At 60.0% G+C, this 25,949-nt stretch carries 27 protein-coding genes; 17 read left to right on the top strand and 10 right to left on the bottom strand.

All coding sequences use genetic code 11. The features are described 5' to 3' along the window. The first annotated feature begins 27 nt into the window (after positions 1–27). The 3 genes from FHX15_RS05595 to FHX15_RS05585 are packed head-to-tail and all read left to right on the top strand — an operon-like array spanning position 28 to position 3,771. On the top strand, positions 28–1,566 hold the full coding sequence (locus tag FHX15_RS05595) for a di-heme oxidoredictase family protein (RefSeq protein ID WP_184394473.1): 1,539 nt from the start codon (positions 28–30) through the stop codon (positions 1,564–1,566). Beyond that, on the top strand, positions 1,566–2,666 hold the full coding sequence (locus FHX15_RS05590; protein WP_184394471.1) for an imelysin family protein: 1,101 nt from the start codon (positions 1,566–1,568) through the stop codon (positions 2,664–2,666). Before FHX15_RS05595 ends, FHX15_RS05590 begins: the two co-directional genes overlap by 1 nt. A 4-nt stretch (positions 2,667–2,670) precedes the next feature. Continuing rightward, on the top strand, positions 2,671–3,771 hold the full coding sequence (locus FHX15_RS05585) for a DUF1513 domain-containing protein (RefSeq protein ID WP_184394469.1): 1,101 nt from the start codon (positions 2,671–2,673) through the stop codon (positions 3,769–3,771). Here FHX15_RS05585 and FHX15_RS05580 read toward each other — a convergent pair. After that, positions 3,753–4,829, bottom strand: coding sequence for a DUF2252 family protein (locus FHX15_RS05580; RefSeq protein WP_184394468.1), 1,077 nt, complete (start codon positions 4,827–4,829; stop codon positions 3,753–3,755). The genes FHX15_RS05585 and FHX15_RS05580 overlap by 19 nt on opposite strands. Positions 4,830–5,061: 232 nt before the next feature. Here FHX15_RS05580 and FHX15_RS05575 point away from each other — a divergent pair, with 232 nt between their 5' ends. The 3 genes from FHX15_RS05575 to guaA all read left to right on the top strand — a co-directional run bounded on the left by FHX15_RS05575 (position 5,062) and on the right by guaA (position 7,802). Continuing rightward, positions 5,062–5,511: a PaaI family thioesterase gene (locus tag FHX15_RS05575; RefSeq protein WP_184394466.1), complete on the top strand. Its 450-nt coding sequence runs from the start codon at positions 5,062–5,064 to the stop codon at positions 5,509–5,511. Next, positions 5,508–6,146: a 5'-methylthioadenosine/S-adenosylhomocysteine nucleosidase gene (locus FHX15_RS05570; protein WP_184394464.1), complete on the top strand. Its 639-nt coding sequence runs from the start codon at positions 5,508–5,510 to the stop codon at positions 6,144–6,146. The genes FHX15_RS05575 and FHX15_RS05570 overlap by 4 nt, the downstream gene beginning before the upstream one ends. Positions 6,147–6,239: 93 nt before the next feature. Beyond that, on the top strand, positions 6,240–7,802 hold the full coding sequence (gene guaA, locus FHX15_RS05565; protein ID WP_184394462.1) for a glutamine-hydrolyzing GMP synthase: 1,563 nt from the start codon (positions 6,240–6,242) through the stop codon (positions 7,800–7,802). A gap of 298 nt (positions 7,803–8,100) precedes the next feature. Here guaA and FHX15_RS05560 read toward each other — a convergent pair whose 3' ends face one another. The 3 genes from FHX15_RS05560 to FHX15_RS05550 all read right to left on the bottom strand — a co-directional run bounded on the left by FHX15_RS05560 (position 8,101) and on the right by FHX15_RS05550 (position 10,462). Next, on the bottom strand, positions 8,101–8,742 hold the full coding sequence (locus FHX15_RS05560) for a DsbA family oxidoreductase (RefSeq protein ID WP_184394461.1): 642 nt from the start codon (positions 8,740–8,742) through the stop codon (positions 8,101–8,103). Positions 8,743–8,826: 84 nt separating this feature from the next. Beyond that, positions 8,827–9,753 carry an oxidoreductase gene (locus FHX15_RS05555; RefSeq protein WP_184394459.1) on the bottom strand — a complete coding sequence of 309 codons (927 nt, stop codon included), beginning with the start codon at positions 9,751–9,753 and terminating at the stop codon, positions 8,827–8,829. Positions 9,754–9,817: 64 nt separating this feature from the next. Then, complete coding sequence (locus FHX15_RS05550) at positions 9,818–10,462, bottom strand: NAD(P)-dependent oxidoreductase (RefSeq protein ID WP_184394457.1); 645 nt, start codon at positions 10,460–10,462, stop codon at positions 9,818–9,820. Between the two features lie 164 nt (positions 10,463–10,626). Between FHX15_RS05550 and FHX15_RS05545 the strand changes: the two genes are divergently transcribed. The 5 genes from FHX15_RS05545 to ybaK all read left to right on the top strand — a co-directional run bounded on the left by FHX15_RS05545 (position 10,627) and on the right by ybaK (position 14,464). Beyond that, positions 10,627–11,004, top strand: a complete 378-nt coding sequence (locus FHX15_RS05545; protein ID WP_184394455.1) for a helix-turn-helix domain-containing protein — start codon at positions 10,627–10,629, stop codon at positions 11,002–11,004. A 731-nt stretch (positions 11,005–11,735) separates the two neighbouring features. Further along, positions 11,736–12,341, top strand: a complete 606-nt coding sequence (locus FHX15_RS05540; RefSeq protein ID WP_184394453.1) for a 2'-5' RNA ligase family protein — start codon at positions 11,736–11,738, stop codon at positions 12,339–12,341. Positions 12,342–12,412: 71 nt separating this feature from the next. Beyond that, positions 12,413–13,474, top strand: coding sequence for a succinylglutamate desuccinylase/aspartoacylase family protein (locus FHX15_RS05535; RefSeq protein WP_184394451.1), 1,062 nt, complete (start codon positions 12,413–12,415; stop codon positions 13,472–13,474). 162 nt (positions 13,475–13,636) lie between these two features. Continuing rightward, the gene (locus FHX15_RS05530; protein ID WP_184394449.1) at positions 13,637–13,987 is read left to right on the top strand and encodes an ArsC family reductase; all 351 of its coding nucleotides are present in this window, start codon (positions 13,637–13,639) and stop codon (positions 13,985–13,987) included. 3 nt (positions 13,988–13,990) lie between these two features. After that, positions 13,991–14,464 carry a Cys-tRNA(Pro) deacylase gene (gene ybaK / locus FHX15_RS05525; RefSeq protein WP_184394447.1) on the top strand — a complete coding sequence of 158 codons (474 nt, stop codon included), beginning with the start codon at positions 13,991–13,993 and terminating at the stop codon, positions 14,462–14,464. Here ybaK and FHX15_RS05520 read toward each other — a convergent pair whose 3' ends face one another. Beyond that, entirely contained in the window at positions 14,465–14,908 is a 444-nt protein-coding gene (locus FHX15_RS05520) for a MarR family winged helix-turn-helix transcriptional regulator (RefSeq protein WP_184394441.1), read from the bottom strand. Between the two features lie 99 nt (positions 14,909–15,007). On the opposite strand from FHX15_RS05520, the gene FHX15_RS05515 reads away from it, so the two are divergent. Together FHX15_RS05515 and FHX15_RS05510 are read left to right on the top strand one after the other, a co-directional pair. After that, positions 15,008–15,691, top strand: coding sequence for a glutathione S-transferase family protein (locus FHX15_RS05515; RefSeq protein WP_184394439.1), 684 nt, complete (start codon positions 15,008–15,010; stop codon positions 15,689–15,691). Between the two features lie 122 nt (positions 15,692–15,813). Next, on the top strand, positions 15,814–17,067 hold the full coding sequence (locus FHX15_RS05510; protein WP_184394437.1) for an aminopeptidase: 1,254 nt from the start codon (positions 15,814–15,816) through the stop codon (positions 17,065–17,067). On the opposite strand, the gene FHX15_RS05505 is transcribed toward FHX15_RS05510, so the two are convergent. Beyond that, positions 17,015–17,938 (bottom strand): EamA family transporter, encoded by a 924-nt coding sequence (locus FHX15_RS05505; protein ID WP_184394435.1) that lies wholly within the window; start codon positions 17,936–17,938, stop codon positions 17,015–17,017. The genes FHX15_RS05510 and FHX15_RS05505 overlap by 53 nt on opposite strands. Positions 17,939–18,019: 81 nt before the next feature. Here FHX15_RS05505 and FHX15_RS05500 point away from each other — a divergent pair, with 81 nt between their 5' ends. Continuing rightward, the gene (locus tag FHX15_RS05500) at positions 18,020–18,517 is read left to right on the top strand and encodes a MarR family winged helix-turn-helix transcriptional regulator (RefSeq protein WP_184394433.1); all 498 of its coding nucleotides are present in this window, start codon (positions 18,020–18,022) and stop codon (positions 18,515–18,517) included. Here FHX15_RS05500 and FHX15_RS05495 read toward each other — a convergent pair whose 3' ends face one another. Both FHX15_RS05495 and xseA read right to left on the bottom strand, forming a co-directional pair. Then, a complete protein-coding gene (locus tag FHX15_RS05495) occupies positions 18,518–19,108 on the bottom strand; it encodes an NAD(P)H-dependent oxidoreductase (RefSeq protein ID WP_184394431.1) in 591 nt (196 codons plus the stop codon). It lies immediately after the preceding gene. Positions 19,109–19,110: 2 nt separating this feature from the next. Further along, a complete protein-coding gene (gene xseA, locus FHX15_RS05490) occupies positions 19,111–20,694 on the bottom strand; it encodes an exodeoxyribonuclease VII large subunit (protein ID WP_184394430.1) in 1,584 nt (527 codons plus the stop codon). Positions 20,695–21,272: 578 nt separating this feature from the next. Between xseA and FHX15_RS05485 the strand changes: the two genes are divergently transcribed. Next, positions 21,273–21,515: a hypothetical protein gene (locus FHX15_RS05485; protein WP_184394428.1), complete on the top strand. Its 243-nt coding sequence runs from the start codon at positions 21,273–21,275 to the stop codon at positions 21,513–21,515. Between the two features lie 10 nt (positions 21,516–21,525). Here FHX15_RS05485 and FHX15_RS05480 read toward each other — a convergent pair whose 3' ends face one another. Beyond that, the gene (locus FHX15_RS05480; protein WP_184395337.1) at positions 21,526–23,370 is read right to left on the bottom strand and encodes a hypothetical protein; all 1,845 of its coding nucleotides are present in this window, start codon (positions 23,368–23,370) and stop codon (positions 21,526–21,528) included. A 156-nt stretch (positions 23,371–23,526) separates the two neighbouring features. Here FHX15_RS05480 and FHX15_RS05475 point away from each other — a divergent pair, with 156 nt between their 5' ends. Together FHX15_RS05475 and FHX15_RS05470 are read left to right on the top strand one after the other, a co-directional pair. Further along, positions 23,527–24,522 carry a glycosyltransferase gene (locus FHX15_RS05475; protein ID WP_184394426.1) on the top strand — a complete coding sequence of 332 codons (996 nt, stop codon included), beginning with the start codon at positions 23,527–23,529 and terminating at the stop codon, positions 24,520–24,522. After that, positions 24,519–24,899 carry a GtrA family protein gene (locus FHX15_RS05470; protein ID WP_184394424.1) on the top strand — a complete coding sequence of 127 codons (381 nt, stop codon included), beginning with the start codon at positions 24,519–24,521 and terminating at the stop codon, positions 24,897–24,899. The genes FHX15_RS05475 and FHX15_RS05470 overlap by 4 nt, the downstream gene beginning before the upstream one ends. 3 nt (positions 24,900–24,902) lie before the next feature. Here the strand turns inward: FHX15_RS05470 and FHX15_RS05465 are convergent, their stop codons facing one another. Beyond that, positions 24,903–25,889: a Gfo/Idh/MocA family protein gene (locus FHX15_RS05465; RefSeq protein WP_184394423.1), complete on the bottom strand. Its 987-nt coding sequence runs from the start codon at positions 25,887–25,889 to the stop codon at positions 24,903–24,905. Positions 25,890–25,949: the final 60 nt, after the last annotated feature.

The raw sequence follows: 25,949 nt of genomic DNA, 5'->3' as shown, positions 1-25,949 counted from the left end.
GAAACCGGAGCGGCCCGAACCCTTGTAATGTCGCATGAACCGGCCCGTCGTCTCCTTGTCAGCGCAGCTTTTTGCGCTATGCTCGCCGGGCTTCCCGTCGCCATCGCCGGCGCCTTCGATCTTCCAACCAGACGGACCGACCTTTCCGATGCGGACCTGAAGCGTGTCGACGAAATCACACGGCCGACCAGCGACTTCAGTAAGGCCGAGCCATACGAGGCCATGCAGGCGGGTGCGGCGACCTCCGTCGATCCGGTCACCGAAGACAGCTTCTCTCATATTTCGGCCAATATCCCTTTCGAGGAAGAGCAGAATTTCCGGCTCGGCAACGCGCTCTTCCGCAAGCTCTGGGTTTCCGCGCCCTCCTCGACGCAGGCCTCCGACGGCCTCGGCCCGCTCTTCAACGCCCGCTCCTGCATGAGCTGCCATCTCAACGATGGCCGCGGCAAACCGCCGGAAGGCGGCCCGAGCGCCACCTCCATGTTCCTGCGCCTTGCCCGTGCGGCAAAGACGCCTGAGGAGGAAAAGGCGCTCGCCGATGCGGATGTCGTCACTTTCCCCGATCCGGTTTACGGTCACCAACTTCAGGATCTCGCCGTTCCCGGGCTTCCGGCCGAGGGCAAGGTCGCGATTACCTATACGGAGGAAGCGGTCACACTTGCCGATGGCGAGACGGTGCGGCTGCGTAAGCCCGCTTATTCCGTCAAGGACCTCGCTTATGGTCCACTCGACCCTGCGACGACAATCTCGGCGCGCGTCGCTCCTCCGATGATCGGCCTTGGGCTCATCCAAGCCATTCCCGAGGCCGATATCCTCGCGTATGCCGATCCTGACGATCTGGATCACGACGGCATATCTGGGAAGGCAGCCACCGTACGCGACCATCGCACCAGCAAGATCGCACTCGGCCGCTTCGGCTGGAAGGCGCAGAATGCCAATGTGCGCGATCAGAGCGCCGATGCCTTCTTCAACGATATCGGCATTTCGACACCGGACAGACCCGATGCCCATGGCGATTGCACTGCAGCTGAGTCAATGTGCCTCGTCATGCCAATCGGCGTGCAGAAACGCCTCGGTAACGAGGAGGCTCCAGGCCCGGTACTCGATCTCGTCACCTTCTATTCGGAGAACCTCGCTGTGCCAGCCCGCCGCAAGGCAAGCTTTGCCGAGACCCTACGTGGCAAGAAGATCTTCTATGAATCGGGCTGCATTTCCTGTCATGTCCCGAAGTTCGTTACCCGCCGCGATACGGCCGAAAAAGCGCAATCCTTCCAGCTTATCTGGCCCTATTCAGATTTCCTGCTGCACGACATGGGCGACGGCCTTGCTGATGGCCAGCAGGTGGGATTTGCAGACGGACGTGAATGGCGTACGCCTCCGCTGTGGGGTATAGGACTGACCCGGACTGTCAGCGGACACAGTTTCTTCCTGCACGACGGCCGCGCCAGAAATCTCACCGAAGCGATCCTCTGGCATGGCGGCGAAGCTGAAAAAGCCCGTAACGCATTCTCCTCGCTGTCAAAAGACGATAGAGAGGCTCTAATTGCATTTCTGGAGTCACTTTGATGCGCCCCTGGCACACCCTCCTTTGCCTCGCCCTGACCGGCCTTGCCACATCGGCCGGCGCCCAGAGCGCCGCACCCGCTTCGGGCCTCAACGAGGATGCCGTGCCTTCGGTCATGCAACGTGCCGTGGATGAGGTCATCCGGCCCGGTTATCGCAACATGCAGCAATCATCCGCGCGGCTGACGACAGCTATGAACGATCTCTGCGCTGCCGGGACGCAGCAGACGCTTGACCGTGCCAAATCTGCTTTCGACGATACAATCCGCTACTGGTCGACGATCGAAATCGTGCAGACCGGTCCTGTCATCCAGGACAATCTCTTCGAACACATCCTCTTCTACCCTGACCGCAAAGGGGTTGGCCTCAAGCAGGTTCAGGCGCTGATCGCCAAGGCGGATCCAAAAGACGCGACCGTCGACGCGATCGCCGGCAAGAGTGTGGCGCTGCAGGGCCTGACAGCGCTCGAATATGTTCTCTATGGCAACGGCTCGGAGGACCTCATCAAGCAGAAGGGCGGCTTCCGTTGCCTCTACGGCCAGGCAGTGGCGGGCAATATCCAGCGCGAGGCCGGCGAAGTGGTCGCCGCCTGGGAGAAGCCCGACGGCGTGCAGGTGAGCTGGAAGCATCCCGGGCCGCAGAGCAATGACTTCATGGACAACAAGGAAGCCGTTACCGCTCTACTCGGCATCCTCGTCCACGGCGCCGAGAATGTCCGCGACCAGCGGCTCGAGCAGTTTTACAAAGGCAAGGATACGCCCGCTCGCCCACATATGGCGATCTACTGGCGCTCGAAGAACACTTGGAAGTCCATCGCCGCCAATCTAGAAGGTATCCGCATACTCTGGCAGAAGGCCGGGATGGCCGACCTGTTGCCGCCGGAGAAGAAGCAGGTCGCCGAGGCGATCGATACCAAGCTGAAGACGATCATCGACGGCGTGTCGAAGCTGAACCCGGATATCGAGGTTGCGACCAGCGATTCGGAGAAGGCCAAGCTTGATATGCTACTTACCGAAAGCCGTGATCTCATCACCACGATCAGCGATCAATATGGGACGGCAATCGGTCTTTCGGCCGGCTTCTCCTTCTCGGATGGAGACTGAGCCGGTGTGGCGCAGCGCCGCTATCGACCGCCGCGGCTTCATCAAGGCCGCCGGCATCGGCTTTCTTGCAGGGTTGAAGCCGCAAGCACTTTTGGCGGTCCAGCGCGCCGATGCCGTCTATGCCTCGGGCATCCGCGCCGCCAACGGCTCCTTTGCCATAGCGACGGTCACCGAGCGCGGCGAGATCGTCGATCAGATGACGCTGCCCGCCCGCGCCCACGGCATGGCCTATAGCGCCGCCAGCGGCCGCACAGTCGCCTTCGCACGCCGGCCAGGCACCTTTGCCATGATCTTCGATCCCTGGAACAAGGGAGGGCCCATTGTCATCACCTCGCCGGAGGGGCGGCATTTCTATGGCCACGGTGCCTTTTCGCCCGATGGGCGGCTGCTCTACGCCAGCGAGAACGACTTCGACAACAACCGCGGCATGATCGGTCTCTACGATGCGATGAATCGTTTTGCCCGCATCGGCGAATACGAAAGCTATGGCGTCGGCCCGCATGACATGACGATCTCCGATGACGGCCGTATGTTGATCGTTGCCAATGGCGGCATCGAGACCCACCCGGATTTCGGCCGCACCAAGCTCAATCTCGGCAATATGCAGCCGTCGCTCGTCCTCATCGATGCGACGACCGGCGCGCTGATCGAAAAACACACGCTGCCAGAGCAATGGTCCTCTGTCTCAACACGGCATGTCGATATCGACGCCGATGGCCGCATCTGGTTTGCCTGTCAGTATGAAGGCCATCGCAAGGATCTGCCGCCACTCGTTGGTCATTTCGCCAAAGGCGAGCATCTTGTTTTCATCGATCTGCCCGAGGAGACGACGCGGCGACTTGCCAATTATGTCGGGGCAATCGCGGTCAACCGTAGGGAAGGGCTGGTCGGCGTCACCTCGCCGATCGGCGGCGCGTCTATCACCATCGATGCCAAGACGGGCAAGGTGCTACGCGAGGAGAACGTCCCGGATGCCGCAGGCATTGCGCCTGCCCCCGGCGGCTTTGCAGTTTCTTCCTATGACGGCGATTTCCTGTCCGCTCACAGCGATGTCGCCTGGGATCAGCATATCGTGCATATCGCTCATCAAGCGTCCGTGCGGTAGGCCTTCCATTCCCTTTCCGTGGCTTCGGCGGATACCCGCGCCGCCTCATAAAGCCAGTCTTCGCCGCGAGAGCGCAGGTCATTGCGTATTGCCGTAGCACCTGCTGCGTCGTCCGAATGACAGTTGGCAATCTCAAATCCCATCAGTTCCAGCATCGAACCGTTCAGCAGGGTCTTCGCATCGGTCTTGATCTCGATCTTGCGGCTGTTCGGCGAGAGCCTGCGAACGAGAATGCGGCCCGATACGGCGAAATGAGGATCAGGGCTGCGCATCCGCCCGGCGGCGATAACCCCGGTCCTGATGACGTAATCTCCAGGCCGCGCCAACGACCAGGCGGAGGGCACAAGCGCCTTGGCTTCACGCAGCACGGGTCCGCCGCGCCACTCCTTCACATAAGCGATGAAACGCGGCCGCCCGAGACTCCCCGTTCCCTTCGTCACCGGCACGGGCGTGACGCTTCCCGAACCCTTCGGCAGCGCGTTTTTCAAGGCTTCGACAAAACGGCCGGGCACCGGCTTTTTGCCGGGCTGGCGCTTGTCGCATTTTTTCCAGAAATCTTCCCGCTCCTCTTCCGAAAGCAAAAGCTTGTCGCGCAGCCAAGGATGATCGCGCTCCAAATTGATCGGAGCCGGATGGTCAAGGCCGCGTACATAGCCGGCGAGAATGAGCTCGGCGATCGCCCTGCCGGAAATCTCATCGTCCCGCCGGGCCAAAACGGCACTTGCCACCAGCCGCACGAGATCCAGCCCATAAGGCATGATTGCTGCGTCGTCGAAATCGTTGGCCCCCCAGACGAGCCGTCCTTCAATATCCCGCCAGGTTCCGAAATTCTCCAGATGCGTATCCCCGATCGACAGCACTTGCGGCATATCGGCGAGCTCCGGCTTGACGTCATAGATGATCTCCGCCCAGCGCCAATAGGTGGCGCGAAGGAAGTAGAATGCTTCCTCACGCATCTTTCGGTGCTTCTCGTCGAGATCTTCCTGCACGAGCTCGTTTTCCAGCTCGTTTGCCAGCCAAGCCTCGTAATCGCTCATAGATTGAGGAAACTTCTTCATCGGCTCGCCCTCAGGTTCGAGCGATCATAATCCCGTGGAAGCCTGTTCAGAAGATATCCCATGGCACAAATAGGCAAAAACGATGCTCAATCGCGACGGGGCCGCATCGGCAACTACCGACAGGTCGCGTGTTCAAAAAGCCTTGGCTGAAAGACAAAAGCATGAGGAGCCGGATTGCAACCTTGTCGAATCCGGCCGACCATGCCACTTTCGCGGTCGCGAGAGGGCTGCGATGAACGATACCGACAGAGGCGACTTCCGGGAGCGGATCCGCCAGAGTTTTGCACGACAGGCGGCCATGCATACCATCGGCGCGGAGTTGACGCGCGTCGAGCACGGCATGGTGGAAATCGAGCTTCCCTTCGACGTCAAACTGACACAGCAGCACGGCATTTTGCATGCCGGCATCATTTCCGCAGCGCTCGATTCGGCCTGCGGTTTTGCCGCCTATAGCGTTATCGATGCCGATGCCTCGATCCTCACGATCGAGTTCAAGGTCAATCTCATGTCGCCGGGGCGCGGCGAACGCTTCCTCTTCAGGGGCGAAATCACCAAACCCGGTTCCAACATTATCGTTGCCGATGGGCGAGGTTATGCGATCAGCGACGGGCCGGCCAAGCTCATCGCCTCCATGACCGGAACGATGATGGTCATTCGCGGAAGAGAGGGAATTACGGGATGAAGTTCGAACTGAAGTCGGTCGCAGGAAAGTCGATCCTGTTCGTCATGGCGGCCGAGGCCGAATATGGACCCTTCCTGCGTTCACGCATCGAACCACTGATGACCGGCGTCGGGCCGGTCGAGGCTGCGATTGCGATCACCAAATCCCTTTCCCGTCTCGATGCATCCGACGATTTGCCCGATCTCGTCGTCTCGCTCGGCTCGGCCGGTTCGGCGCGCCTGCAGCAGACCGAGGTCTATCAGGTCACCACGGTTTCCTATCGCGACATGGACGCCTCGCCGCTCGGCTTCGAAAGAGGTAAAACGCCCTTCCTCGACCTCCCGGCGGATCTCGACCTGCCGCTGCGCATCCCCGGCATTCCCGAAGCCACTCTTTCCACCGGCGGCAATGTCGTCTCCGGTGCCGCCTATGCTAATATCGCGGCCGACATGGTCGATATGGAAACCTATGCCGTGCTGCGCGCCTGCCAGGGTTACAAGCTGCCGCTGATCGGCCTTCGCGGCATTTCGGATGGCGCGGTCGAACTTCAGCATATTTCCGGCTGGACCGAGTATCTGCATATCGTCGACCGCAAGCTTTCCTATGCCGTCGATAGCCTCTTCACCGCTCTGGAGGACGGCGTTTTCTGGTTCTGAGGGTTTGGAAGCAGGGACAATCGGGACAATAAAAGCCTGCTGCAGCTGAATTCCCGCATTGCAAGAAGAGGCGCTTTTCATTAAAGGCTCGCCATGACCCAGACAGCACATCCCGACAGCGTTCTCATCGTCGATTTCGGCAGCCAGGTGACCCAGCTCATCGCACGACGCGTGCGCGAAGCCGGTGTCTATTGCGAGATCGTTCCCTTCCAATCCGCCGAAGAAGGTTTCCAGCGCCTTCAGCCGAAAGCCGTGATCCTGTCCGGCAGCCCGGCCTCGACAGTGGACGAAGGATCGCCTAGGGCGCCGCAGATCATCTTCGACAGCGGCCTTCCGGTCTTCGGTATCTGCTACGGCCAGCAGACGATGTGCATGCAGCTTGGCGGCATGGTGGAAAGCGGCCATCACCGCGAATTCGGCCGCGCCTTCCTGGAGGTCGATGAGGACTGCGTTCTCTTCGAGGGCCTTTGGTCCAAGGGTTCGCGCCATCAGGTCTGGATGAGCCATGGCGACCGCGTGACGAAGCTGCCTGAGGGTTTTGAAGTTGTTGCGACCTCGTCCAACGCGCCCTACGCCTTCATCGCCGACGAGAAGCGCAAATATTACGGCGTGCAGTTCCATCCGGAAGTGGTGCATACGCCCGACGGCGCCAAGCTGATTGCGAATTTCATCCATAACATCGCCGGCATCAAGGGCGACTGGACCATGTCGGCCTACCGCCAGAAGGCCGTCGAAGATATTCGCAAGCAGGTCGGCGACAAGCGCGTCATCTGCGCATTGTCCGGCGGAGTGGACTCCTCTGTTGCAGCCCTGCTCATCCACGAGGCCGTTGGCGACCAGCTGACCTGCATCCTCGTCGATCACGGCCTGATGCGCAAGGACGAGGCGGCTGGAGTCGTCGCCATGTTCCGCGAGCACTACAATCTACACCTGATCCATGTCGATGCCTCCGACCGCTTCATCGGCGAGCTTGAGGGCGTTTCCGATCCGGAAACGAAGCGCAAGATCATCGGCCGCCTGTTCATCGAAACCTTCGAGGAGGAGGCCAAGAAGCTCGGCGGCGCCGATTTCCTCGGCCAAGGCACGCTCTACCCTGATGTGATCGAATCCGTCTCCTTCACCGGCGGCCCGTCCGTCACCATCAAGTCGCACCACAATGTCGGCGGTCTGCCCGAGCGCATGAAGATGCAGCTCGTCGAGCCGCTGCGCGAACTCTTCAAGGACGAAGTACGCGTGCTAGGCAAGGAGCTCGGTCTGCCCGACAGCTTCATCGGCCGCCATCCCTTCCCGGGTCCGGGCCTTGCCATCCGCTGCCCGGGCGGCATTACTCGCGAAAAGCTCGACATCCTGCGCGAAGCCGATGCGATCTATCTCGACGAGATTCGTAAGGCCGGCCTTTACGACGCAATCTGGCAGGCATTCGCCGTGCTGCTGCCGGTCCAGACCGTCGGCGTCATGGGCGACGGCCGCACCTATGAGTTCGTCTGCGCGTTGCGCGCCGTCACTTCGGTCGATGGCATGACGGCGGATTTCTACCACTACGACATGGAATTCCTCGGCCGAGCCGCGACCCGCATCATCAACGAAGTCCGCGGCATCAACCGTGTGGTCTATGATGTGACAAGCAAGCCACCCGGTACGATCGAGTGGGAGTAGGGGGCGTGCTTTTGGATATTCAAGGATAGTGCGTCGGGGTCTCGGCGAGGTAGGCGTTTCGATAGCTATCGAAAGCTCGTAGTTCACAATTCACGAACTAGCGTTATCCCCAAATTTGTCCTCGCGGCCGCAACCTAATGACACCCGGAGCGTGGGCCTCCAGCCGCCACTCGGCTAGGCGTGTAAACGACTTTGAGCAAGCATGGGCCTGTGGCCGACGATAGAGCGGAAGTTGCCGGCCGCTTTTGCATTGGAGCGCAACCCTGAATGTTTCGCTGCGATGGTGACCCGGTCGCTGCTAGGCGGACGCGGCGACACCAGCAGCCTCACGGATGGCCGATGCAATCTCGTCTTCGCTGCGTCCTCCGTTGATGGCGATGCGTCCGCCAAATACGAAGTGGGGCACTGACCTGACCCCGGCCGCCATCGATTTGGCCGCCTCCTGCTCGACACGTCTGTGTTGCTCGCGGTCGAGCGCTGTCGCACGAGCTTCTTCGCGTTCGAACCCATAGGCCACGGCAATGTCCGCGAGGACATCGGCGTCTGAGATGTTCCTTGCTTTCAGGAAATGGGCATCGGTGATCGCGACCGCGAGCTGATGCTGCGTTCCTTTTGCTCGCGCCGCAAGGATCAACCCGTGCGCTGCCTGCGTCCTGTAGGTCCAGGGCTGACGGCTCAGGTCGAGATCAAGGCCGGATGCCCGCGCTTCCACCTCCGGCCGGGCGAACGACGCCTTCGGATCCGTCACGCCATAGCGCGAGAGGAGAAGATCGGGAATGTAGAGGCCCTCGGCCGGTGCATCGGGAAGCAGAAGGACCGGATGTTGGCGGATGTCCACGTCCAGATCGGGGAAGCGTTCCGCCAGGACCTTGTCGAGACGGTGATGCCCGATGATGCACCAGGGGCAGGTGATCTCGGTGTAAAGATCGATTTGCAGCATTATCTCATTCTTCTGGTCGTTGAACCGACAGTCTGGGATTAATTGAGCCGTTTCGCGTCGACTGCAGCGCCTTGCATCCCTAAGTCAGGACGGGCCATCGACGGAGGGCAAGCCAGGGTCGATCCTGGTCATCTTGACGGACACATCCCACAGTCGCTTGGCGAGCTGCGGATTCCTCGCGTCCTCGGAGGGAACACCTTCACCGGAAGGACCGCGCAGCCCGGAGAATCCCGTCGGCCCGTAGTAACCGCCTGGCTTTACTCGTCCGGTCGCTGCGCGCAGCGCGCCCCAGGCGCCCATGGTGGGCGTGGCGAATAGCAAGCCGATCAGCGACATCACTATGTTGCCCCACCAGCTGCCGCGGGCGAGGTTTGTCCCGACAAGACCCGGGTGACAGGCCACCGCCGTTACCGGCGCTCCCGCCGCCCTCAGCCGCCGATCCAGCTCGAAGACGAAGAGCAGGTTCGCGAGCTTGCTGGCGCCATAGCGTGGAAGCCACCGGTAGCTCTTCTGAGCGTTAAGGTCGTTCCACTCGATCTTCGCGCCCTTATGCTGCCCGCTGCTCGTGACGACGATGCGCGATCCGGACGTTTCCATGAGCTTCGGCAGCATAAGCGCGCTGAACGCGAAGCAGCCAAGATGATTGACGCCGAACGTCTGCTCGAAGCCCTGCGCTGTGTGCTTGAGCGTCGGTCCCTGCACGCCGGCATTGTTGATCAGCACGTCGACACACGGCTCCTTGGCGGCCAGTTCAGCCGCCCGTCGCACGCTCGCCAAATCCGCCAGGTCAAGTGGTAGGAACGCGAGCTCAGCTCCCGAAGTCTTTTGACGAATCCGGCTCATCGCGGCTCTCGCCTTCGCCTCGTCGCGGCACGCGAGCAGCACTCGCGCACGCCGCGCCGCCAGCGCGCTCGCCACTTCAAAGCCTATGCCGGTATTGGCCCCCGTGACGATGAAGCACTTGCCTGACTGATCGGGCACATCAGCCGTCGTGAACCCCTCGGATGGCATAGGTTTCTCCTTCCGCTTGACGAGCGACTGGGTCTGTCCCGCAGATCGCGGATACCCTTTGCCCTCAGCTACGATTGGCTATCCCCGGCGCTGCGTTCACGAACTCCTTGGCCGTGACCTGATCGACCAGGAACTTCGCGAGGTTCCCGCGCGACAGCTTCGTGCCGAGCTTCGTCCTGCCGTACCAGCCAATGTCCACCTGACCTGTTGCGGGTCCATCCTTCAGGTTGGGAATCCGTACCAGCGTCCAATCCAGGCGTGAGGTGCTCACCAGTTCAGCGGTCGATTTGATGTCGTCATAGGCGTTGTGAACGATCAGCTTGAACAGCAGCACGAATGCTCGCGACTTGAAGTCGAAGCCGTCCTTCGGATCACGATAGGCGGCCGTCGAAATTTGAATGAGCCGACGAACCTTCTGCTCTTCCATGACGGAGATAATCGTACTGAGGCCGCGCTTGATCGGCCGCTTCGCGCGCGATTTCAGACTGTTAGGCCCCAGCGCGCTCATCACTGCGTCTGCGCCCGCGACGCAAGCCTTGATCGCTTCGCGATTATTCAAGTCACCGACGACGACGTCGATCCTGTCACCGAAGGTCGAGAGCTTTCCGGCATCCCGCGTGTAGACGGAGAGCTGATATCCCTGCTGGAGCGCCTCTTCGATGATGTGCCTTCCGGTTGGTCCGGTCCCTCCAAAGAGAGCGATCTTCATTTCATTCCTCGTGGTCTTGTTGCTCGCGCTATTCATGTCCGCGTTCACGGCGAGAACGGACCGGCGCCTTCGACAGGCCTTTGAACTGACTTGAGCAAGGTAGTAAATTCTTGTTACCGACACTATTAAGGTAACTGTTCGATCCTCCGCAAGAAGGCACCCCCATGACACTTGGTGACATTGATTTTCCTACCCCCAGCAAAGGGGACGACTGCCGGACGGTTCGGGAAATCCTTGATCTCGTCGGCGACAAATGGAGCCTGTACATCATCGCAACGCTCAAAGATGGACCAGTTCGGTTCAATGAGCTGCGGCGTCGGATCGACGGCATCTCGCAGCGGATGTTGACGATCACCTTGCGCGGACTGGAACGCGACGGGTTGGTGAAGCGGACATTGTTCCCCACTATTCCGCCGCGCGTGGATTATGAGCTGACGGAGGTGGGGCGGACGCTTCTTGCGCCGGTAATGGGTCTCGTCACGTGGGCGTACGCCAATCAGGAGAACATCCAGGACGCTCGCGTCCGGTATGATGCAAGCTGAGGCGTGTGTGGACAAATTTGAGCCAGTGTCGAGCGGTGGCGATATGGACCAGGCCGAGAAAGCTGTTGGCCAATTTGCTGCGTCGGAGGCGCATCTCGCCAGTGGCAATGCCGAACGATACGCTAGGCAACGACTTGGTGGTCATTCCGGTAGGCGCCGGATCCGATGCAAGCCAGACTTTGCCTGTTCGCGTAGGCGCCGGGTTGTGCCAACGTTGACGGTACTTTTCGCCGCAATCTGGGTTCGGGCGTCAGAGCTGTACAAGAACCGATGGTAGCCGATAGATGGCTTGCGGACGTCGGCTGAAATTCCTTAACGATATCAGCAGTTTATCTTTTTGACGGGTCATGGGCCGATAGTATTTGGACGAAGAAATATTTTTCTTCAATGAATTCAATTGGTTAATTCGACCCCGAACAATCGAATGGGAGTGACGATCTGGGGAATCCGATAGAGGTTCTCGTTTTTGCCTCGGCCTCCAGAGTTCTGGAGGATACCTAAATACCCGAACAGCGGGTGTTTCAGCGTCCAAATCCCGGGCTCGTCAACAACTCTGCCAAAAATGCCTAACGGCTTGATTGACGCTAAAACGGCTGCCGCGAATGTGGCCCTTTCTGTTTTGATACCCCTTACAACGCAGTCTGTTCATGTTTTGTTCTTGGCTAAAGTGCCATTGCAGGTATGCTCCTCCTTGCAAAACAAGGAGGCGGGCGATGTAGTCCGTAGTTCAAATGCCTCATCTTCCACTCGATCCGAGCGGTACTGATCCCAGGAAATCACGTCCTATCGGGAAACCTCACCACACGATCTTCTTCGCAGTTCGACCGACCCTCGAAGTGACCTCCGGAGCGCTGGAAATCGCTCAATTCTATCGCGATACCCATTTTTTGACTGGTCCTTCGCGCCCCAGCTCTGTTCTCAACGTCACGCTCAACGGCATCGGCTCCTACCGTCGGCTACCGGATGATGTCGTATTCGGTGCGGAACAGATCGCCGGTGCAGTTCGTGCCGAGCCCTTCGAACTTGTGCTCGACGAAGTTATGAGCTTTCTCCATCCGGGCCAGTCACAAGCCTTTGTCGTCTGCAGCAGACAAGAAAATCAGGCGCTGATGGATCTTCGGCGGCAAATTCAAGACGGTCTGTTCAAAGCCGGACTGCCATATAATGCCGGCGGCCATATAACGCCGCACATGACACTGGTATATGATCGCAAGACCGTTCTGCCTGAAAAGCTTGACCAGCCTCTACGGTGGACGATCCGGGAGTTCCTGTTGATCCACAGTATCTACGGGAAGAGCGAGCATCACGTCATCAACCGCTGGCCACTGCTCGGCTGAGCTGCGCTTGCGCCGCGGGTGGGGTTTCGCATAAAAACGCTCCACCCCATAAGAAGATGCGGAGCAAGACGGTGGACGTTTCAGAGATCATCCTTTCCGGCGATACGCCAGGTATCGAATGGCGCTTGCCAGTCATGCGCTTCAAGGGAAACGATCCTGCAGCACCTAAAGTCTATATCCAGGCTGCCTTGCACGCCGACGAGCTGCCGGGCACGGCGCTCGCGCACTTTCTCTGCGGCAAGCTGCGGCAGGCTGAAAGCGAGGGGCGGATCGCCGGCGATATTACACTGGTGCCGCAGGCAAACCCTGTTGGAGCAGCACAATCGCATTTCGGTGAATTGCAGGGGCGCTTCGATCTGGGATCGCGAACCAACTTCAACCGTGATTTCCCGCTGATCTCGATCCGTGATCGGGCAGAGCTGCTTGACGGACTCTGTAGCTATCCGGCTATAGATCGATTGAAACGGGAGCTGATTCATATGGCGCTTGCCGCCGATCTGGTTCTCGACCTGCACTGTGACGATGAATCGCTGCAATATGCCTATATCGACGAGGCCTTCTGGCCGGAGGCGGCGGATCTGGCGGCCGCGCTCGACGTGGAAGCGGTGCTGCTTTCGGACGGCGAAAGCTCCGCCTTCGAGGAAGCGGTCGGCTTTGCCTGGAAATATGAGGTGCCAGGCGAGCGCAGGGCGAAGCTTCCGGGCAAGCTTTCGGTGACGGTGGAATTGCGTGGCAGGCGCGACGTCTATCCTGGTATGGCCGAGAAGGATGCCGAAGGCCTGCTGCAATTCCTGATGGGGCGCGGCGTCATCAGCGGCGGAGCTACCGGACACGCTCCCTTTTCAGGGCCGGCCGTGCCGCTCGACAATGTGGAGATCGTGCGCGCGCCGCACGGTGGTACCGTGCTCTTCCAGCGCAATATCGGGGAGCGCGTCTCGGAAGGAGAGCTTCTGGCGACAATCGTCACCCAACCCGGCTTTGCCGAAGGCGATATCGACATCCGGGCGCCACAGGACGGGCTGCTGCTGACCCGTACTTCCGACCGGCTCGTGCGCAGGCGCGGCGACCTGATGAAGATTGTGGCTGACCAGCCGAGCAAGGCAACGCGAAAGGCCGGTACGCTGGAAGACTGAATCGGGTTCTTTTCCGCACGCTGATGTAAGCCCCCACGCAACTGTCACACAGGCGTACTCGCATGCTACTCATCGACGAGCTTTAGGGATAAGCGTCGGACATCGTTTGCAGCGTTCATTCCGCATGTTATCTCCCTGCCGAAACAGGGAGATCAAGTAGGCATGGCCATTACCATCTACGGTATCAAGAACTGCGACACGATGAAGAAGGCCCGCAGCTGGCTGGACGACCACGGCGTCGCCTACGACTTTCACGATTACAAAGCTGTCGGTGTCGACCGCGCACATCTGGAACGTTGGATCGATGAGGCAGGTTGGGAAACGGTGCTGAACCGATCCGGCACGACTTTTCGCAATCTACCTGACGCCGCGCGCGAGAATCTCGACCGCGATAAGGCAATCGCTCTGATGCTCGAGCAGCCTTCGATGATCAAGCGGCCGGTGCTGGAAACCCGCGGCAAGCTGCTGGTCGGCTTCAAGCCGGAGAATTACGCGCAGACATTCAAAGGTTGAGCCATGTCCAAGACCACCCGCGCGACCCAGGTACTGACGAAAGCCGGCGTCGCCTTTACGCTTCACACCTACGATTATGATCCGAACGCCGAACGCGTCGGGCTGCAGGCGGCAGAGGCACTTGGTGAAGAGCCGCATCGCGTGCTCAAGACACTGATGGCGGAGGTGGACGGAAAGCCGGTCTGCGTGGTCGTGCCTTCCGACCGCGAGGTCAGCATGAAGAGGCTTGCGAGCGCCTTTCACGGCAAATCGGCCAATATGATGAAGCCTGCCGATGCGGAGCGTCTGACAGGCTATCATGTCGGAGGCATCAGCCCGTTCGGCCAGAAGAAGCTCGTGCCGACGGCGATCGAGGAAACAGCGCTTACCGAGCTCCTGGTCTATATGAATGGCGGGCAGCGCGGGTTACAGGTGCGGCTCGATCCGAAGGACGCGTTGAAAGCACTGAAGGCCACTGCTGCTCCCCTGATCGCCTGATCAGAGGAAGCGATCCAGCAGGCCGGCAATCGTCTTCGCCTCGCCTTCGGAAAGCTTGCAGCCTATATGAGTTTCGATCGCCTTGCCGTAGACGATCCACATGCGCTCCCGAAGCTTCCGGCCGGCATCCGTGATCACCACCCAGCGGCCGCGCCCATCCTGTGCGAAGACCTCGCGACCGACCAGCCCCTCTTTTTCCAGCCGATCGATCAGGCGGGAAAGATTATACTGCGCCAACAGCGTGCGCTCCTCGAGCTCATAGGGGCGGAGCTTGCCTGATTGCGCGCGCGCCAGTTCCCAAAGCACATCGTACCAGGCAAGCGGCGGCAGGCCGGCCGCCTTCAGATCGGCTTCGATCACATTCAGCAGCCGCTCGCGGGCTCGCATGATGCGCGTCCAGGCAGAGACGATTGCTGCGCTCGGCTTCGGCATTTTCTCAGACATAAATGCAGATACATTTATCTTGAATCTCATCGCAAGCAATATTATATGCATTTGCATTTATATTGGCAGGCATTCTTTATGAACCACCAGGAGACCTTTATGAGCAGGCTTACCCTCATCAGTCATCACCTCTGCCCCTACGTGCAGCGCGCCGCGATTACGCTCCTCGAAAAAGGCGTGCCTTTCGAGCGCATCAACATCGATCTGGCCGACAAACCGGACTGGTTTTTAAAAATTTCTCCACTCGGCAAGGTGCCGTTGCTCCGGATAGAGGAAGACGATGGGCGCGAAGAGGTGTTGTTCGAAAGCAGCGTCATCTGCGAATATCTGGAGGAAACGCAGTCAGGTGCCGCCCTGCATCCCACTGACGCGCTGACCCGCGCACGCCATCGCGGATGGATGGAATTCGGCTCTTCCGTGCTTTCCGATCTCTGGGGCTACGAGACGGCGCAGGACGGTGCGCAGCTGGAGGCCAAGCACAAGGCGCTTATCGCCAAATTCACGACGATCGAGGGTGCGCTGACAGACGGACCCTATTTTGGCGGAGCCACCTTCAGCCTCGTCGACGCCGTCTTTGGACCGATCTTCCGATATTTCGATCTCTTCGACACGCTCGGCAACCGCGACATCTTCGACGGGCTCGAGCGGGTCAAGCGCTGGCGCGGAGCACTATCCGAACGGGCAAGCGTCCGCAACGCCATTGGCGAAGACTATCCGCAGCGGCTGATGGAGTTCCTCGAGAAGCATAACTCGATCCTGCTCAGGCTGCCCGCCGCCGCTTGACGCGCGCAAGCGGCCGGATATGCGTCCGGCCGCCTTCAAATCGGATGCGGGACGCTTCAATTTCGCCTTAAAGGGGTCTAAGTCTCTACCCCATCGCAGATCAGAGAAGGCAGGTTGATCCCATGACATTCATGCCCCAGAGTCACAGCTCGGTTGATCCCGTCAAACTTGAGAAGCTCGCGGAAGTCGCCATCAAAGTGGGTCTTCAGCTTCAAGAGGGGCAGGATTTGGTCATCACCGCCCCTGTCGTGGCGTTGCCGCTGGTGCGGCTGATCACCAAGCACGCCTACCTCTCAGGTGCCGGCCTGGTTTCCACCTTCTATTCCGACGAGGAGACGACGCTGGCGCGCTATCAGTATGGTAGCGACGAGAGCTTCGACCGGGCTTCCGGCTGGCTCTATGACGGCATGGCAAAAGCCTATGAGAACGGTGCTGCGCGCCTTGCCGTTGCCGGAGATAATCCGATGCTGCTGGCCGAGCAGGACCCCAGCAAGGTCGGCCGCGCCAACCGCGCCAATTCCACGGCCTACAAGCCGGCACTGGAGAAGATTTCCAATTTCGACATCAACTGGAACATTGTCTCCTACCCCAACCCCTCCTGGGCAAAAATCGTCTTCCCCGACGATCCTGAAGCAATTGCCGTCGCCAAGCTTGCCAAGGCGATCTTCGCAGCGTCGCGTGTCGACCTGCCTGATCCGATCGCAGCCTGGGCCGAACATAATGCCAATCTCGCCAAGCGGTCAGCCTGGCTGAACGGCGAGCGCTTCGCCGCGCTGCACTTCACCGGACCGGGTACGAACCTCACCGTCGGACTGGCAGACGGCCACGAATGGCATGGCGGTGCCTCGACGGCGAAAAACGGTGTTACCTGCAACCCGAATATTCCGACCGAAGAGGTCTTCACCACGCCCCACGCACTTCGTGTCGAAGGCCATGTGTCGAGCACCAAGCCGCTTTCGCATCAGGGCACGCTGATCGACAATATCCGGGTACGTTTCGAAGGCGGCCGCATCGTCGAAGCCAAGGCATCACGCGGCGAAGAGGTGCTGAACAAGGTGCTGGACACGGATGAAGGTGCGCGCCGGCTGGGCGAAGTGGCGCTGGTACCACATTCCTCGCCGATCTCGGCAAGCGGCATCCTCTTCTATAACACGCTGTTCGACGAGAATGCTTCCTGCCATATCGCGCTCGGCCAATGCTATTCGAAGTGCTTCCTCGATGGGGCAAAGCTCAGCCAGGAGCAGATCAAGACGCAGGGCGGCAATTCCAGCCTGATCCATATCGATTGGATGATCGGCTCCGACAAGGTCGATATCGACGGCATCACGCCTGACGGATCGCGGGTGCCGGTGATGCGCCAGGGGGAATGGGCGTAACAGCGCCCGCTTTCGGCATCAGGCTGCGCTGGCTGAGCCAGACGCTGACAAGCACCATGGCAAATCCTGCAAGCTGCGTCGGCGTCAGGCTCTGTCCGAGCGCCAGCCAGCCGAGCAGGGTTGCTACGACCGGGCTCAGGAATCCGAGCGACGAGGCCGCCGACGGTTCGATGCGCGACAGGCCGCGGAACCAGAGCAGATAGGTAAAGGCTGCGCCGACGAGGCCGAGCCAGGCGATGCCGAGGATATTGATTGTCGTCGGCGTGGGAAGGGCTGGTTCCAGAATGAAGGCCGCAGGCACGAGCAGGATGCCGCCCGCGGTCAATTGCCATGAGGTGAAGGTCAGGCTGGAGACGGGCGGCTGCCAAAGGCGGGTCAGCACCGTGCCAAAAGCCATGGAGATGGCGCCGGCAAGACCAGCGGCAACGCCGACAGGATCGAGAGCCGCTCTTGGGGTCAGCACCAGAAGCGCCACCCCGCCCATACCGATGAGACCAGCAATCAGCGCAAGGATGCGGATCGACTTGCCAAGAAAGAAACGCGACAATGCAATGACGATCAGCGGCTGTATAGCGCCAACGGTGGCGGCCACGCCGCCCGGCAGGCGATAGGCTGAAACGAAGAGCATTGCCCAGAAGAAGGAGAAATTCAGCGCGCCGAGAATGAAGGCGCGGCTCCACCAGATGCCAGTAGGCGGTTTCCGGACAATCAGCAGCAGAAGCAGGCCGGCCGGCAATGCGCGCAGCATGGCGACCGTCAGCGGATAACCCTGCGGCAGAAAGGAGGTCGTGACAAAATAGGTGCTGCCCCAGATGGCGGGCGCAACCGCAGTCGTCAAAACATCGGCGGCGTAACGGAGATTTGTCTTCATATCAAGAATCTCTACTTCAAGATAAAATCAGGATAGAGTATTTTATCTTGACGTCAAGGGATCTGCTGATATCGATGCGCTATGGGTGAAACGAAAGAAGATCATGTTGACAGGATCCTGGCGCAATGGGGGCGCGAGCGGCCGGAGCTGGATGTCGAACCCATGGGCATCTTCGGCCGGCTGAAACGGCTGACGACGCATATCGGCCGCGAGGTCGAGGCAGTTCTTCTCAAGCACGGTCTCTCTTCTTCTGCCTTCGATGTCCTAGCGACCCTTCGCCGCTCCGGCGCTCCTTACAGGCTTTCGCCTGGAGAGCTGCTCGGCATGACGATGGTCAGTTCCGGCACGATGACGAATCGGATCGACCAGCTGGAAAAGGCCGGCTTCGTGGAGCGCCTGTTCAATCCAGAGGACAGGCGCAGCGTCCTGATCGCGCTCACCGACAAGGGGCTTGCGACCGTGGAAGATGCTGTCGGTGCCCATGTCGCCAATCAGCAGCGGCTGACGCGTAATCTGACAGCCGAGGACAAGGCGGAGCTTGATCGGCTGCTGAAGAAATTCCTTTCGGATTTCGAATAGTCAGATGGCGGCAAGCGCCTTGCGGACACGTGCCAGGTGCGCTCTGCGCTTAGCCTCCGTCGCACGGTCCATGTTGTGCAGGCTGAGCATACGGAACGTCAGACGTCTGGAACAGAAATTGGCAATGCCGCGCTTCAGCAGGCGCCGGACCGGATTGCCCATATAGAAATGCACCAGCCACCAGGGCGAGCCTGTCGTCGTCAGGGCGTAGAGCTGCTTGATATTGGTGAGCTGCGGCACGATGCGGCCGCCGGCAGCATCGTGCGTGAAGGCTACGCCCGGTGCGAAAACCCGATCGATAAAGCCCTTCAATATTGCCGGGAAGTTGAACCACCATTGTGGGAAAACCAGCACCAGGCCATCCGCCGCCTTCAATCGATCCACGACGCCGGCGATGGCTGAGGTGTCGTAGGGCATGTTAAAATAGCCGCGGCGCTCGGCTTCTGACAGACGAGGATCAAAGTCCTCGGCATAAAGATCCAGCAGATCGACGGTGTGACCTGAGGCTCCGAGCGCTTCGCGGGCCGTGCGTGCCACCGAGGCGGCAAAGCTCTCCGGCAGCGGATGGGCAAGCACCAGCAGGACTCGCATCACTAAAACAGGCTTCCTTGTTTCGGCGGTGGCTCCGCGGCCTTTGCCACGCGCTTCTTTGATCCTGCCGGTGGCACACCACCTTCCGTCGTCATGGCACCGACGCGGCCGTCGGCGAACTCAATGGCGATGCCCGTGCCGGCAGAGAGCGCGGCAGCCTGCGAGACCGGCTTGTTGTCCTCGTCGCGGATGACGGCGTAACCGCGCTTCAGTACGTTCTTGTAGGACAACGATTGCAAGACACGGTCCTGTGCGGAAAGCTCGGCGCGCGCTCGGCTCAATTGATGACGGATTGCCGTATCGGCATGCCGCGACAGATTGCCGAGGCGTTCGCGGCCGCGTTCGGTCTGGGTCTTCAGCCGTGCCGGCAACGAGGCAAGGATCGCCTCGGCGCGCTCGATGCGGGACTTCGATTGGTCGAGCATGCGCTCGACCCTGCGTTCAGCCCGGGCCATACGCTCGCTGAGACGCTGGCGGCGCTCAGTGATGCGATTGGAGAGCACGTCTGGCCGCAAATGCGAGGCGACGCGCTCGAAGCCACGGCGCTTGTTGATAGTGTTGAGCTCCAGCCCGCGACCAAGGCCTGCGGCCGCCTCGTCAAAGCGACGGCGGGGCAGCGCCAGCAGTTGATCGAGCGATGGCAGGGCGCGCATCAAGGCGCGGACGGACTGACGGCGCTGATCCATCTGGCGGCTCATGCAACCCTGCAGGCGCGCGGCAAGCCCGGCAATCTGCGCCTCAAGCTCGGCCTTGACGGGCACGGCCATTTCGGCAGCGCCCGTCGGTGTCGGCGCGCGGATATCGGCGGCGTAGTCGATCAGCGTCCAGTCAGTCTCGTGACCGACAGCAGAGATCAACGGAATCCGGCTATCGGCTGCGGCCCGCACGACGATTTCGTCGTTGAAGCTCCAGAGATCTTCGAGGCTGCCGCCGCCGCGAGCAACGATCAGCACGTCAGGACGCAGGATCTCGCCGCCATGTTCCAGGGCGTTGAAGCCGTTGATGGCGTTTGCCACCTCCTCGCCGGAGCCCTCCCCCTGCACCTTGACCGGCCAAACGATGACATGGACGGGGAAACGATCGGAGATGCGATGCAGGATATCGCGGATGACGGCGCCCGTCGGCGAGGTCACGACACCGATCACCTTGGGCATGAAAGGCAGACGCTTCTTGCGCGAGGGATCGAACAGGCCTTCGGCACCGAGTCGGCGCTTGCGCTCCTCGATCAGCGCCATCAACGCGCCGGCGCCGGCGGGCTCGAGCGTCTCGATGACGATCTGGTATTTGGAGGAACCGGGAAAGGTCGTTACCTTGCCGGTCGCGATCACCTCCATGCCCTCTTCCGGGCGGAATTTCAGTCGGGAAAACGTGCCCTTCCAGATGACCGCATCGATCCGCGCGCGATCGTCCTTCAGCGAGAAGTAAGCATGGCCCGAGGAATGCGGACCACGGTAACCCGAGATCTCGCCGCGCACACGCACCTGATCGAAGGCTGTCTCGACGGTCCGCTTGATGGAACCGGAGAGCTCCGAGACCGAATATTCCGCAAGATTCGTAGGCGAATCGCCATCAAAGACATTGCTCATCCCCTCTTTCTATTTTGATCGCCCCCGAACGAAAAGGTCGGGGTAGGGGAAGGACAGATTTTTATTCAAAAAACGGTGGGAGACCCAAGAAATAGGGATATCGCTACTCTAAAAAAAATCTTAGTATCATTCATGTTCGTAGGGAGTGGCGAACACCCGACCCGAAAATGAGCATGCTGGTGAGAGTGAAAATTCCCCGTCGATGAATGACGCGGGAGCGGTCGCTTCTATCGTCGTCGCTATTGCTCAACCTTCTAGGTACCGGCTCGCCCTCTTTCCGAACAACTGATCGATCAGGCGCGATCGAATTGACAGCGTAATGCTGCTTCGTGCGAGCGCGGTTGTTGCAGCCGGTGAGTTCCGTTTACGTAAGCGAGAGGGTAACGGAACTTTTCAGCCTGTAACAGAGTTGATCTGTAACGAAACACATGCCCGGCGCAAGCCGGAGGAAATGCCGTCAGGTGAACGCATCCGTAACCATGGCTGCAAGTGCAGCTTTCATTAAGGGTGGCCAATAAACTTTTGTTAGCGGAGGATCCCTAGGTTCCTCGCAAACGACCTGAAGAAGAGGTGACAACATGATCATCCTGACAGCAACTACCCTGGGCCTCACCGCTGGCCTGATGCGCTCGGCCGGCGTTATCGCGATCGTCGCCATGCTGATCGGCGTAACCTTTGCCATCGCCGCGATTGTCTCGGGCGGCGCGGTTTCATTCCTGGCGCTCTTCTACACGATCCTTGGTTACAATGCCGGCCTCTTGCTTTTTCTCGGCGGCCTCTTCACCACCGATCGTCTGCGGGCGGTTCGCGCCCTCTCCTGAGAAAAGGGCGTTACTTCGGCGTCATACGGTAACGGAAGAACTGCGCGCCGCTATCAGCGGCCTTTGGCAGCGGGTCGAGATAGGCTGGAATATTACCCTTGCCAAGCTGCCCATAAAGCCCGTCGGGTTTCAATCTGGCGATTTTGCTTGTCTGCAGATCATTCGGGCAGAAGGCAAGCACGGTGACGCCCGCCCCTCTCAGAAATGCTTCCGCCTCCTGCGGCTCGGCCAGGCCAACATGCATCTCGGTCAGCATGCCGCCCTGATTGCGATGATACGGCGCCGACAAGACGCGGTTGGCAGTGTAACGCAGGATCGGCACACCCATTTCCGATGGTGCGGAGACCAGACCTGCCGGCAGATCGCCAAGCGGAGCGAGTGCCTGTTTCGACGAGCAGGAGAGGTTGTCCGTATCAGCGGCATTCTTCTTGTCGATCTGCATTTCGACGAGTGCGCCGCCGACGGCCCATACCGGTGGTACGCTTGCCAGAACCGCCACGATATAGACGAGAGCAGCCGCGGCATTCTCGCTATCGCCGTTCGACATGCGCCGGACGTCGATGATCAGCAAGGCAAGCGGCAGGATGGACAGCAGGTTTGAGAAGACGGCGCCCCGGACCTGGACGAGGGCGACAACCCAGCTGACGCTCAAGAGCGCCAGAAGCACGAGATGGACCTGCACACGATCGCCCTGCGCCGAGCGGAAAATGCAGACGGCGATCGCGAGCAGGCCGGGCGCATAGAATGCGCCAATGGAGACGGGATCTGTGCGGCTGAGCGCGAGAATGGATTGCGCTTCTGAGACATTGCGAAGCCAGAGCTCGACTAGCATAGGATCGAGATCGGCAAGCGGATTTCGCAGGCATTGCGGTGCGATGACCAGTGCCGAACCGAAAATAGCAGCGCCGACGGCAGCGAGCACAGTAAAGCGCAGGCTGCGGCTAAAACGGCTGGCAAAGACCGCGGAAGCCAGCAGCAAGCCACCGCCTATCGTCGCCAGGCTGTAGAAACCGAGCGAGAGGTTGTCGCACGTCACTGCCGAATAGTGCTGTGGCGGCACTGTCGCGAAGAAGAAGATGCTGACCGTGACGGCGAGGCTGAGGCCGAAAGCCTTGGTAGCGGCAGCGAACGGCTCGCCTTCCCAGACCCAGAGCAGCGCCACGACAAGACAATAGGTGGCGACGAAGGGCGTGGTTTCCGCGCCGATCGCGATCGCCAAAGCAGCTGCCGCGCCGGCAACAGCGTAGTTCCAGGCACGCTGTTTTTCATCGAAGAGCATCGCGGTCATGGTTGCGACGAGCGCAAACTGGACGTTGTGATGATCGATGGCGCCCGGCGCAAAGCGATTGCCGGTATAGATCGCCATGCCTGCAAAGCAGAAAGACAGGTGCATGCCGGCAAGGCCGCCGACCCTTTGGCCGGCAAGGCCCATGGCAAGCATGGCAGGAAAAACGAGCGACAACGGCCAGATCACGAGTGCGGCAGCTTCTGCCGCATCATGTCCCAGGAACAAACCGAAGAAGCGGATCAAGGCGGCGATCGGCAGATCGATCAGCCGTGACCAGTGCATGAGCGTACCTTCGCCAAGGCCGAGCCGATACTGCATCAGATCGAACCAGCCCTGCCCGTCCAGGAAATCCCTGACTTCCACGAGGCGCATGCCGTCGTCATTATCGGGGCCGACATAGTCGACCGGACCGCCGGCATATTTCATCACGGCGATGATGCCGATCAGGATCACCGTGTAGATGAGGGCGGACGGCAGGAGATGTGTCAGCCGCTGACGGATCCTGCCGATGAATCCAGTCCTGGCTGATGCGGATTGCGCCTTGGCGATCGGCTGCACTGCGTTCATCATGATAGCCAGGTCGTTGCGTGATGGGCGAACCTTAGCCCTGGCTTATCAAGAAAGTGTAAACCACAGGAAGTGCCGGCTTTCATTTCCTCGTAGAGGCTTGTTAACGCTGGATGCGGTAAACTCTCTGCGGTTTCTTGTAACGAGTGTAACCTTATGGCGCGATCGCTCAGCGAAAGTCCTGCTATTGCCGTTCTGCTTCCCTGCTACAATGAAGCGGCGACGATCGGCCCCGTCGTCAGGGGCTTCCGGGCGGCACTGCCCGATGCGCATATCTACGTCTACGACAACAATTCCACTGACGGCACGGCGTTGCATGCCATGCTCGCCGGCGCGCATGTCGTGCGCGAGCGGCGGCAGGGCAAGGGCCATGTGGTGCGCCGCATGTTCGCCGATATCGACGCCGACATTTACATCATCGCCGACGGCGACGGGACCTATGCACCCGAGGATGCCGAAGAACTGGTGCGAACGCTCTTGACGGAACGGGCCGACATGGTGGTCGGCACGCGGCGCGGCGTGCATGACGATGCCGGCCGGCAGGGACATGCCCTCGGCAACCGGCTTTTCAACATCCTCTATCGTGCAATCTTCGGGCCTGACTTCACCGATATTTTCTCCGGCTACCGGGCCTTCTCGCGCCGCTTCGTCAAGAGCTTTCCCGCAGTTTCCGGCGGCTTCGAGATCGAGACGGAAATGTCGGTGCATGCATCACGGCTGAAGCTGCCTGTCAGTGAACTGGAACTGCATTACGGCAGGCGCCCGGAAGGCTCGCAGTCGAAGCTCTCAACCTTTCGCGACGGTGGCAAGATTCTTTGGATGTTCGCCATGCTGATGAAGGAGACGCGACCTTTCGCTTTCTTCGGCACAATCAGCGCGCTCTTCATGCTGGCAAGTCTCGGCTTCATGGGCCCGGTGCTGGCGGAATATTTCGAAACAGGCCTCGTCAGCCGCATGCCGACCTGGGTGCTCTCGACAGCGCTCGCAATGATCTCCATCATGCTGTTTACGGCCGGCGTCATTCTCGACTCCGTTGCACGGGCGCGCGCCGAGCAGTTGCGCATCCATTATATCAGCCTAGCAGCACCGGTCTCTGCAAAGGACAAGACCTTGCCGATAACGCTTGATGGCGGAAAGGCGGACGCCGCATGAAGAAGCTCATCCGCTTTGCGATTGCGGGTGGGGTTGGCTTCATCGTCGATGCAGGCGTGCTCGCGGCCCTTCTGCACCTGACGCTCGGCCCCTTCATTGCCCGGCTGATTGCTATTGCGCTCGCAATGGCAACGACATGGGCCTTGAACCGGACATTCACTTTCGCCCGTTCCGGCCGGTCGCTGGCTGCGGAAGGTTTTCGCTACGGCTCCGTCGGCGTGACGGCCGCGTTCGTTAATTACGGGCTTTATTCGGCGTTGCTTCTGTCATTACCGGCGCTACAGCCGCTTGCCGCAATGGTGCTCGCGACCGCAGCGTCGATGTTCTTGAGCTTCTTCGGCTATTCCCGCTTCGTCTTCCGGGGCGAAGCCGAGTAGGTATCAAACTGCTTCCCAGCCATCCTGCTCGCTGGCGCGGTAAATGGCGTCGATGACCTTCTGATTGAGCTTGGAATCTTCCAGCGTGACGATTTCTTCCTTTTCGCCCGATGCGGCGCGGGCAAAGGCTTCCACCTGGCACCTGTATTGGCGGGTGTCCTGGAAGCGGATGATACGGGATTCATTGTGGCCGCGATTGGTCACTTCGATCTCCTCAGCCCCCCAACGATTGGCGTTGAAGGGCGATTTCACCTCGATATAGCCGTCGGTGCCGTGGAAGACCATGATCTGACGGCCGGCCATCTGGGTGGAGATGTAGAAGCTCAGCTCGAAATCGCCGAAATCGGCCTTCACGCTGGAATAGATATCGGTGCCGAATTCCGTATCGCGCTCGGTGATCGCCTGAATCCAGGACGGCTCCTTGCCAGTGGAGAAGCGGGTGCTGATGACGGGATAGACGCCGATATCGGGCAGTCCACCGCCGCCGAGCTCGGGAATATTGCGCATGTTGCCGGGGTCGCGATTGTAATAGGTGAAAGCACCCTGGACGTGGCGAAGCTCGCCGACTGCGCCCTCCTGCAGCAGCGAGCGCACTTTGCGCCAGACCGGTGAATAGGTCACCATGAAGGCTTCGGAGATGATGACCTTGTTGCGGTCGCGCGCGGCGATGAGATCGTCGATTTCGGATGCCTTCAGCGCGATCGGCTTTTCGCACAGCACATGCTTGCCGGCATTGGCAGCCTTGATCGACCATTCGACATGCTGGGAGGTCGGCAGCGGAATATAGACGGCATCGATCACGTCGGATGCCAGCATTTCCTCGTAGGAGCCGAAGGCATGCGGCACGGAGAAGCGGTCCGCCATTTCGCGAGCGCGCACAAAATCACGGCTGGCGATTGCGGTGATGACGCAGTTTTCCGCATCCTGAATGGCGGGAACGACATTGTCCCGGCCGATCTTGGCCGTTGAAATTATACCGAAGCGCAACATGAAAGATCCTCCTGAAATCAGTGGGGCGCACCTTATTCAGCCCTCTCATGCGGCGCAATG

It is taken from the genome of Rhizobium sp. BK650 (assembly GCF_014195325.1).
GTDB lineage: Bacteria > Pseudomonadota > Alphaproteobacteria > Rhizobiales > Rhizobiaceae > Rhizobium.
The sequence above is the reverse complement of the archived record's forward strand: the minus strand, read 5'-3'. Positions and strand labels throughout refer to the sequence as shown.

Excerpts from the sequence above, each read along its gene's own strand:
- FHX15_RS05595 (WP_184394473.1), top strand. The coding sequence starts at position 28 with ATGTCGCATGAACCGGCCCGTCGTCTCCTTGTCAGCGCAGCTTTTTGC.
- FHX15_RS05590 (WP_184394471.1), top strand. The coding sequence starts at position 1,566 with ATGCGCCCCTGGCACACCCTCCTTTGCCTCGCCCTGACCGGCCTTGCC.
- FHX15_RS05580 (WP_184394468.1), bottom strand. The coding sequence starts at position 4,829 with ATGAAGAAGTTTCCTCAATCTATGAGCGATTACGAGGCTTGGCTGGCA.
- FHX15_RS05575 (WP_184394466.1), top strand. The coding sequence starts at position 5,062 with ATGAACGATACCGACAGAGGCGACTTCCGGGAGCGGATCCGCCAGAGT.
- FHX15_RS05570 (WP_184394464.1), top strand. The coding sequence starts at position 5,508 with ATGAAGTTCGAACTGAAGTCGGTCGCAGGAAAGTCGATCCTGTTCGTC.
- guaA (WP_184394462.1), top strand. The coding sequence starts at position 6,240 with ATGACCCAGACAGCACATCCCGACAGCGTTCTCATCGTCGATTTCGGC.
- FHX15_RS05560 (WP_184394461.1), bottom strand. The coding sequence starts at position 8,742 with ATGCTGCAAATCGATCTTTACACCGAGATCACCTGCCCCTGGTGCATC.
- FHX15_RS05555 (WP_184394459.1), bottom strand. The coding sequence starts at position 9,753 with ATGCCATCCGAGGGGTTCACGACGGCTGATGTGCCCGATCAGTCAGGC.
- FHX15_RS05550 (WP_184394457.1), bottom strand. The coding sequence starts at position 10,462 with ATGAAGATCGCTCTCTTTGGAGGGACCGGACCAACCGGAAGGCACATC.
- FHX15_RS05545 (WP_184394455.1), top strand. The coding sequence starts at position 10,627 with ATGACACTTGGTGACATTGATTTTCCTACCCCCAGCAAAGGGGACGAC.
- FHX15_RS05540 (WP_184394453.1), top strand. The coding sequence starts at position 11,736 with ATGCCTCATCTTCCACTCGATCCGAGCGGTACTGATCCCAGGAAATCA.
- FHX15_RS05530 (WP_184394449.1), top strand. The coding sequence starts at position 13,637 with ATGGCCATTACCATCTACGGTATCAAGAACTGCGACACGATGAAGAAG.
- ybaK (WP_184394447.1), top strand. The coding sequence starts at position 13,991 with ATGTCCAAGACCACCCGCGCGACCCAGGTACTGACGAAAGCCGGCGTC.
- FHX15_RS05520 (WP_184394441.1), bottom strand. The coding sequence starts at position 14,908 with ATGTCTGAGAAAATGCCGAAGCCGAGCGCAGCAATCGTCTCTGCCTGG.
- FHX15_RS05515 (WP_184394439.1), top strand. The coding sequence starts at position 15,008 with ATGAGCAGGCTTACCCTCATCAGTCATCACCTCTGCCCCTACGTGCAG.
- FHX15_RS05510 (WP_184394437.1), top strand. The coding sequence starts at position 15,814 with ATGACATTCATGCCCCAGAGTCACAGCTCGGTTGATCCCGTCAAACTT.
- FHX15_RS05505 (WP_184394435.1), bottom strand. The coding sequence starts at position 17,938 with ATGAAGACAAATCTCCGTTACGCCGCCGATGTTTTGACGACTGCGGTT.
- FHX15_RS05500 (WP_184394433.1), top strand. The coding sequence starts at position 18,020 with ATGGGTGAAACGAAAGAAGATCATGTTGACAGGATCCTGGCGCAATGG.
- FHX15_RS05495 (WP_184394431.1), bottom strand. The coding sequence starts at position 19,108 with ATGCGAGTCCTGCTGGTGCTTGCCCATCCGCTGCCGGAGAGCTTTGCC.
- xseA (WP_184394430.1), bottom strand. The coding sequence starts at position 20,694 with ATGAGCAATGTCTTTGATGGCGATTCGCCTACGAATCTTGCGGAATAT.
- FHX15_RS05485 (WP_184394428.1), top strand. The coding sequence starts at position 21,273 with ATGATCATCCTGACAGCAACTACCCTGGGCCTCACCGCTGGCCTGATG.
- FHX15_RS05480 (WP_184395337.1), bottom strand. The coding sequence starts at position 23,370 with ATGAACGCAGTGCAGCCGATCGCCAAGGCGCAATCCGCATCAGCCAGG.
- FHX15_RS05475 (WP_184394426.1), top strand. The coding sequence starts at position 23,527 with ATGGCGCGATCGCTCAGCGAAAGTCCTGCTATTGCCGTTCTGCTTCCC.
- FHX15_RS05470 (WP_184394424.1), top strand. The coding sequence starts at position 24,519 with ATGAAGAAGCTCATCCGCTTTGCGATTGCGGGTGGGGTTGGCTTCATC.
- FHX15_RS05465 (WP_184394423.1), bottom strand. The coding sequence starts at position 25,889 with ATGTTGCGCTTCGGTATAATTTCAACGGCCAAGATCGGCCGGGACAAT.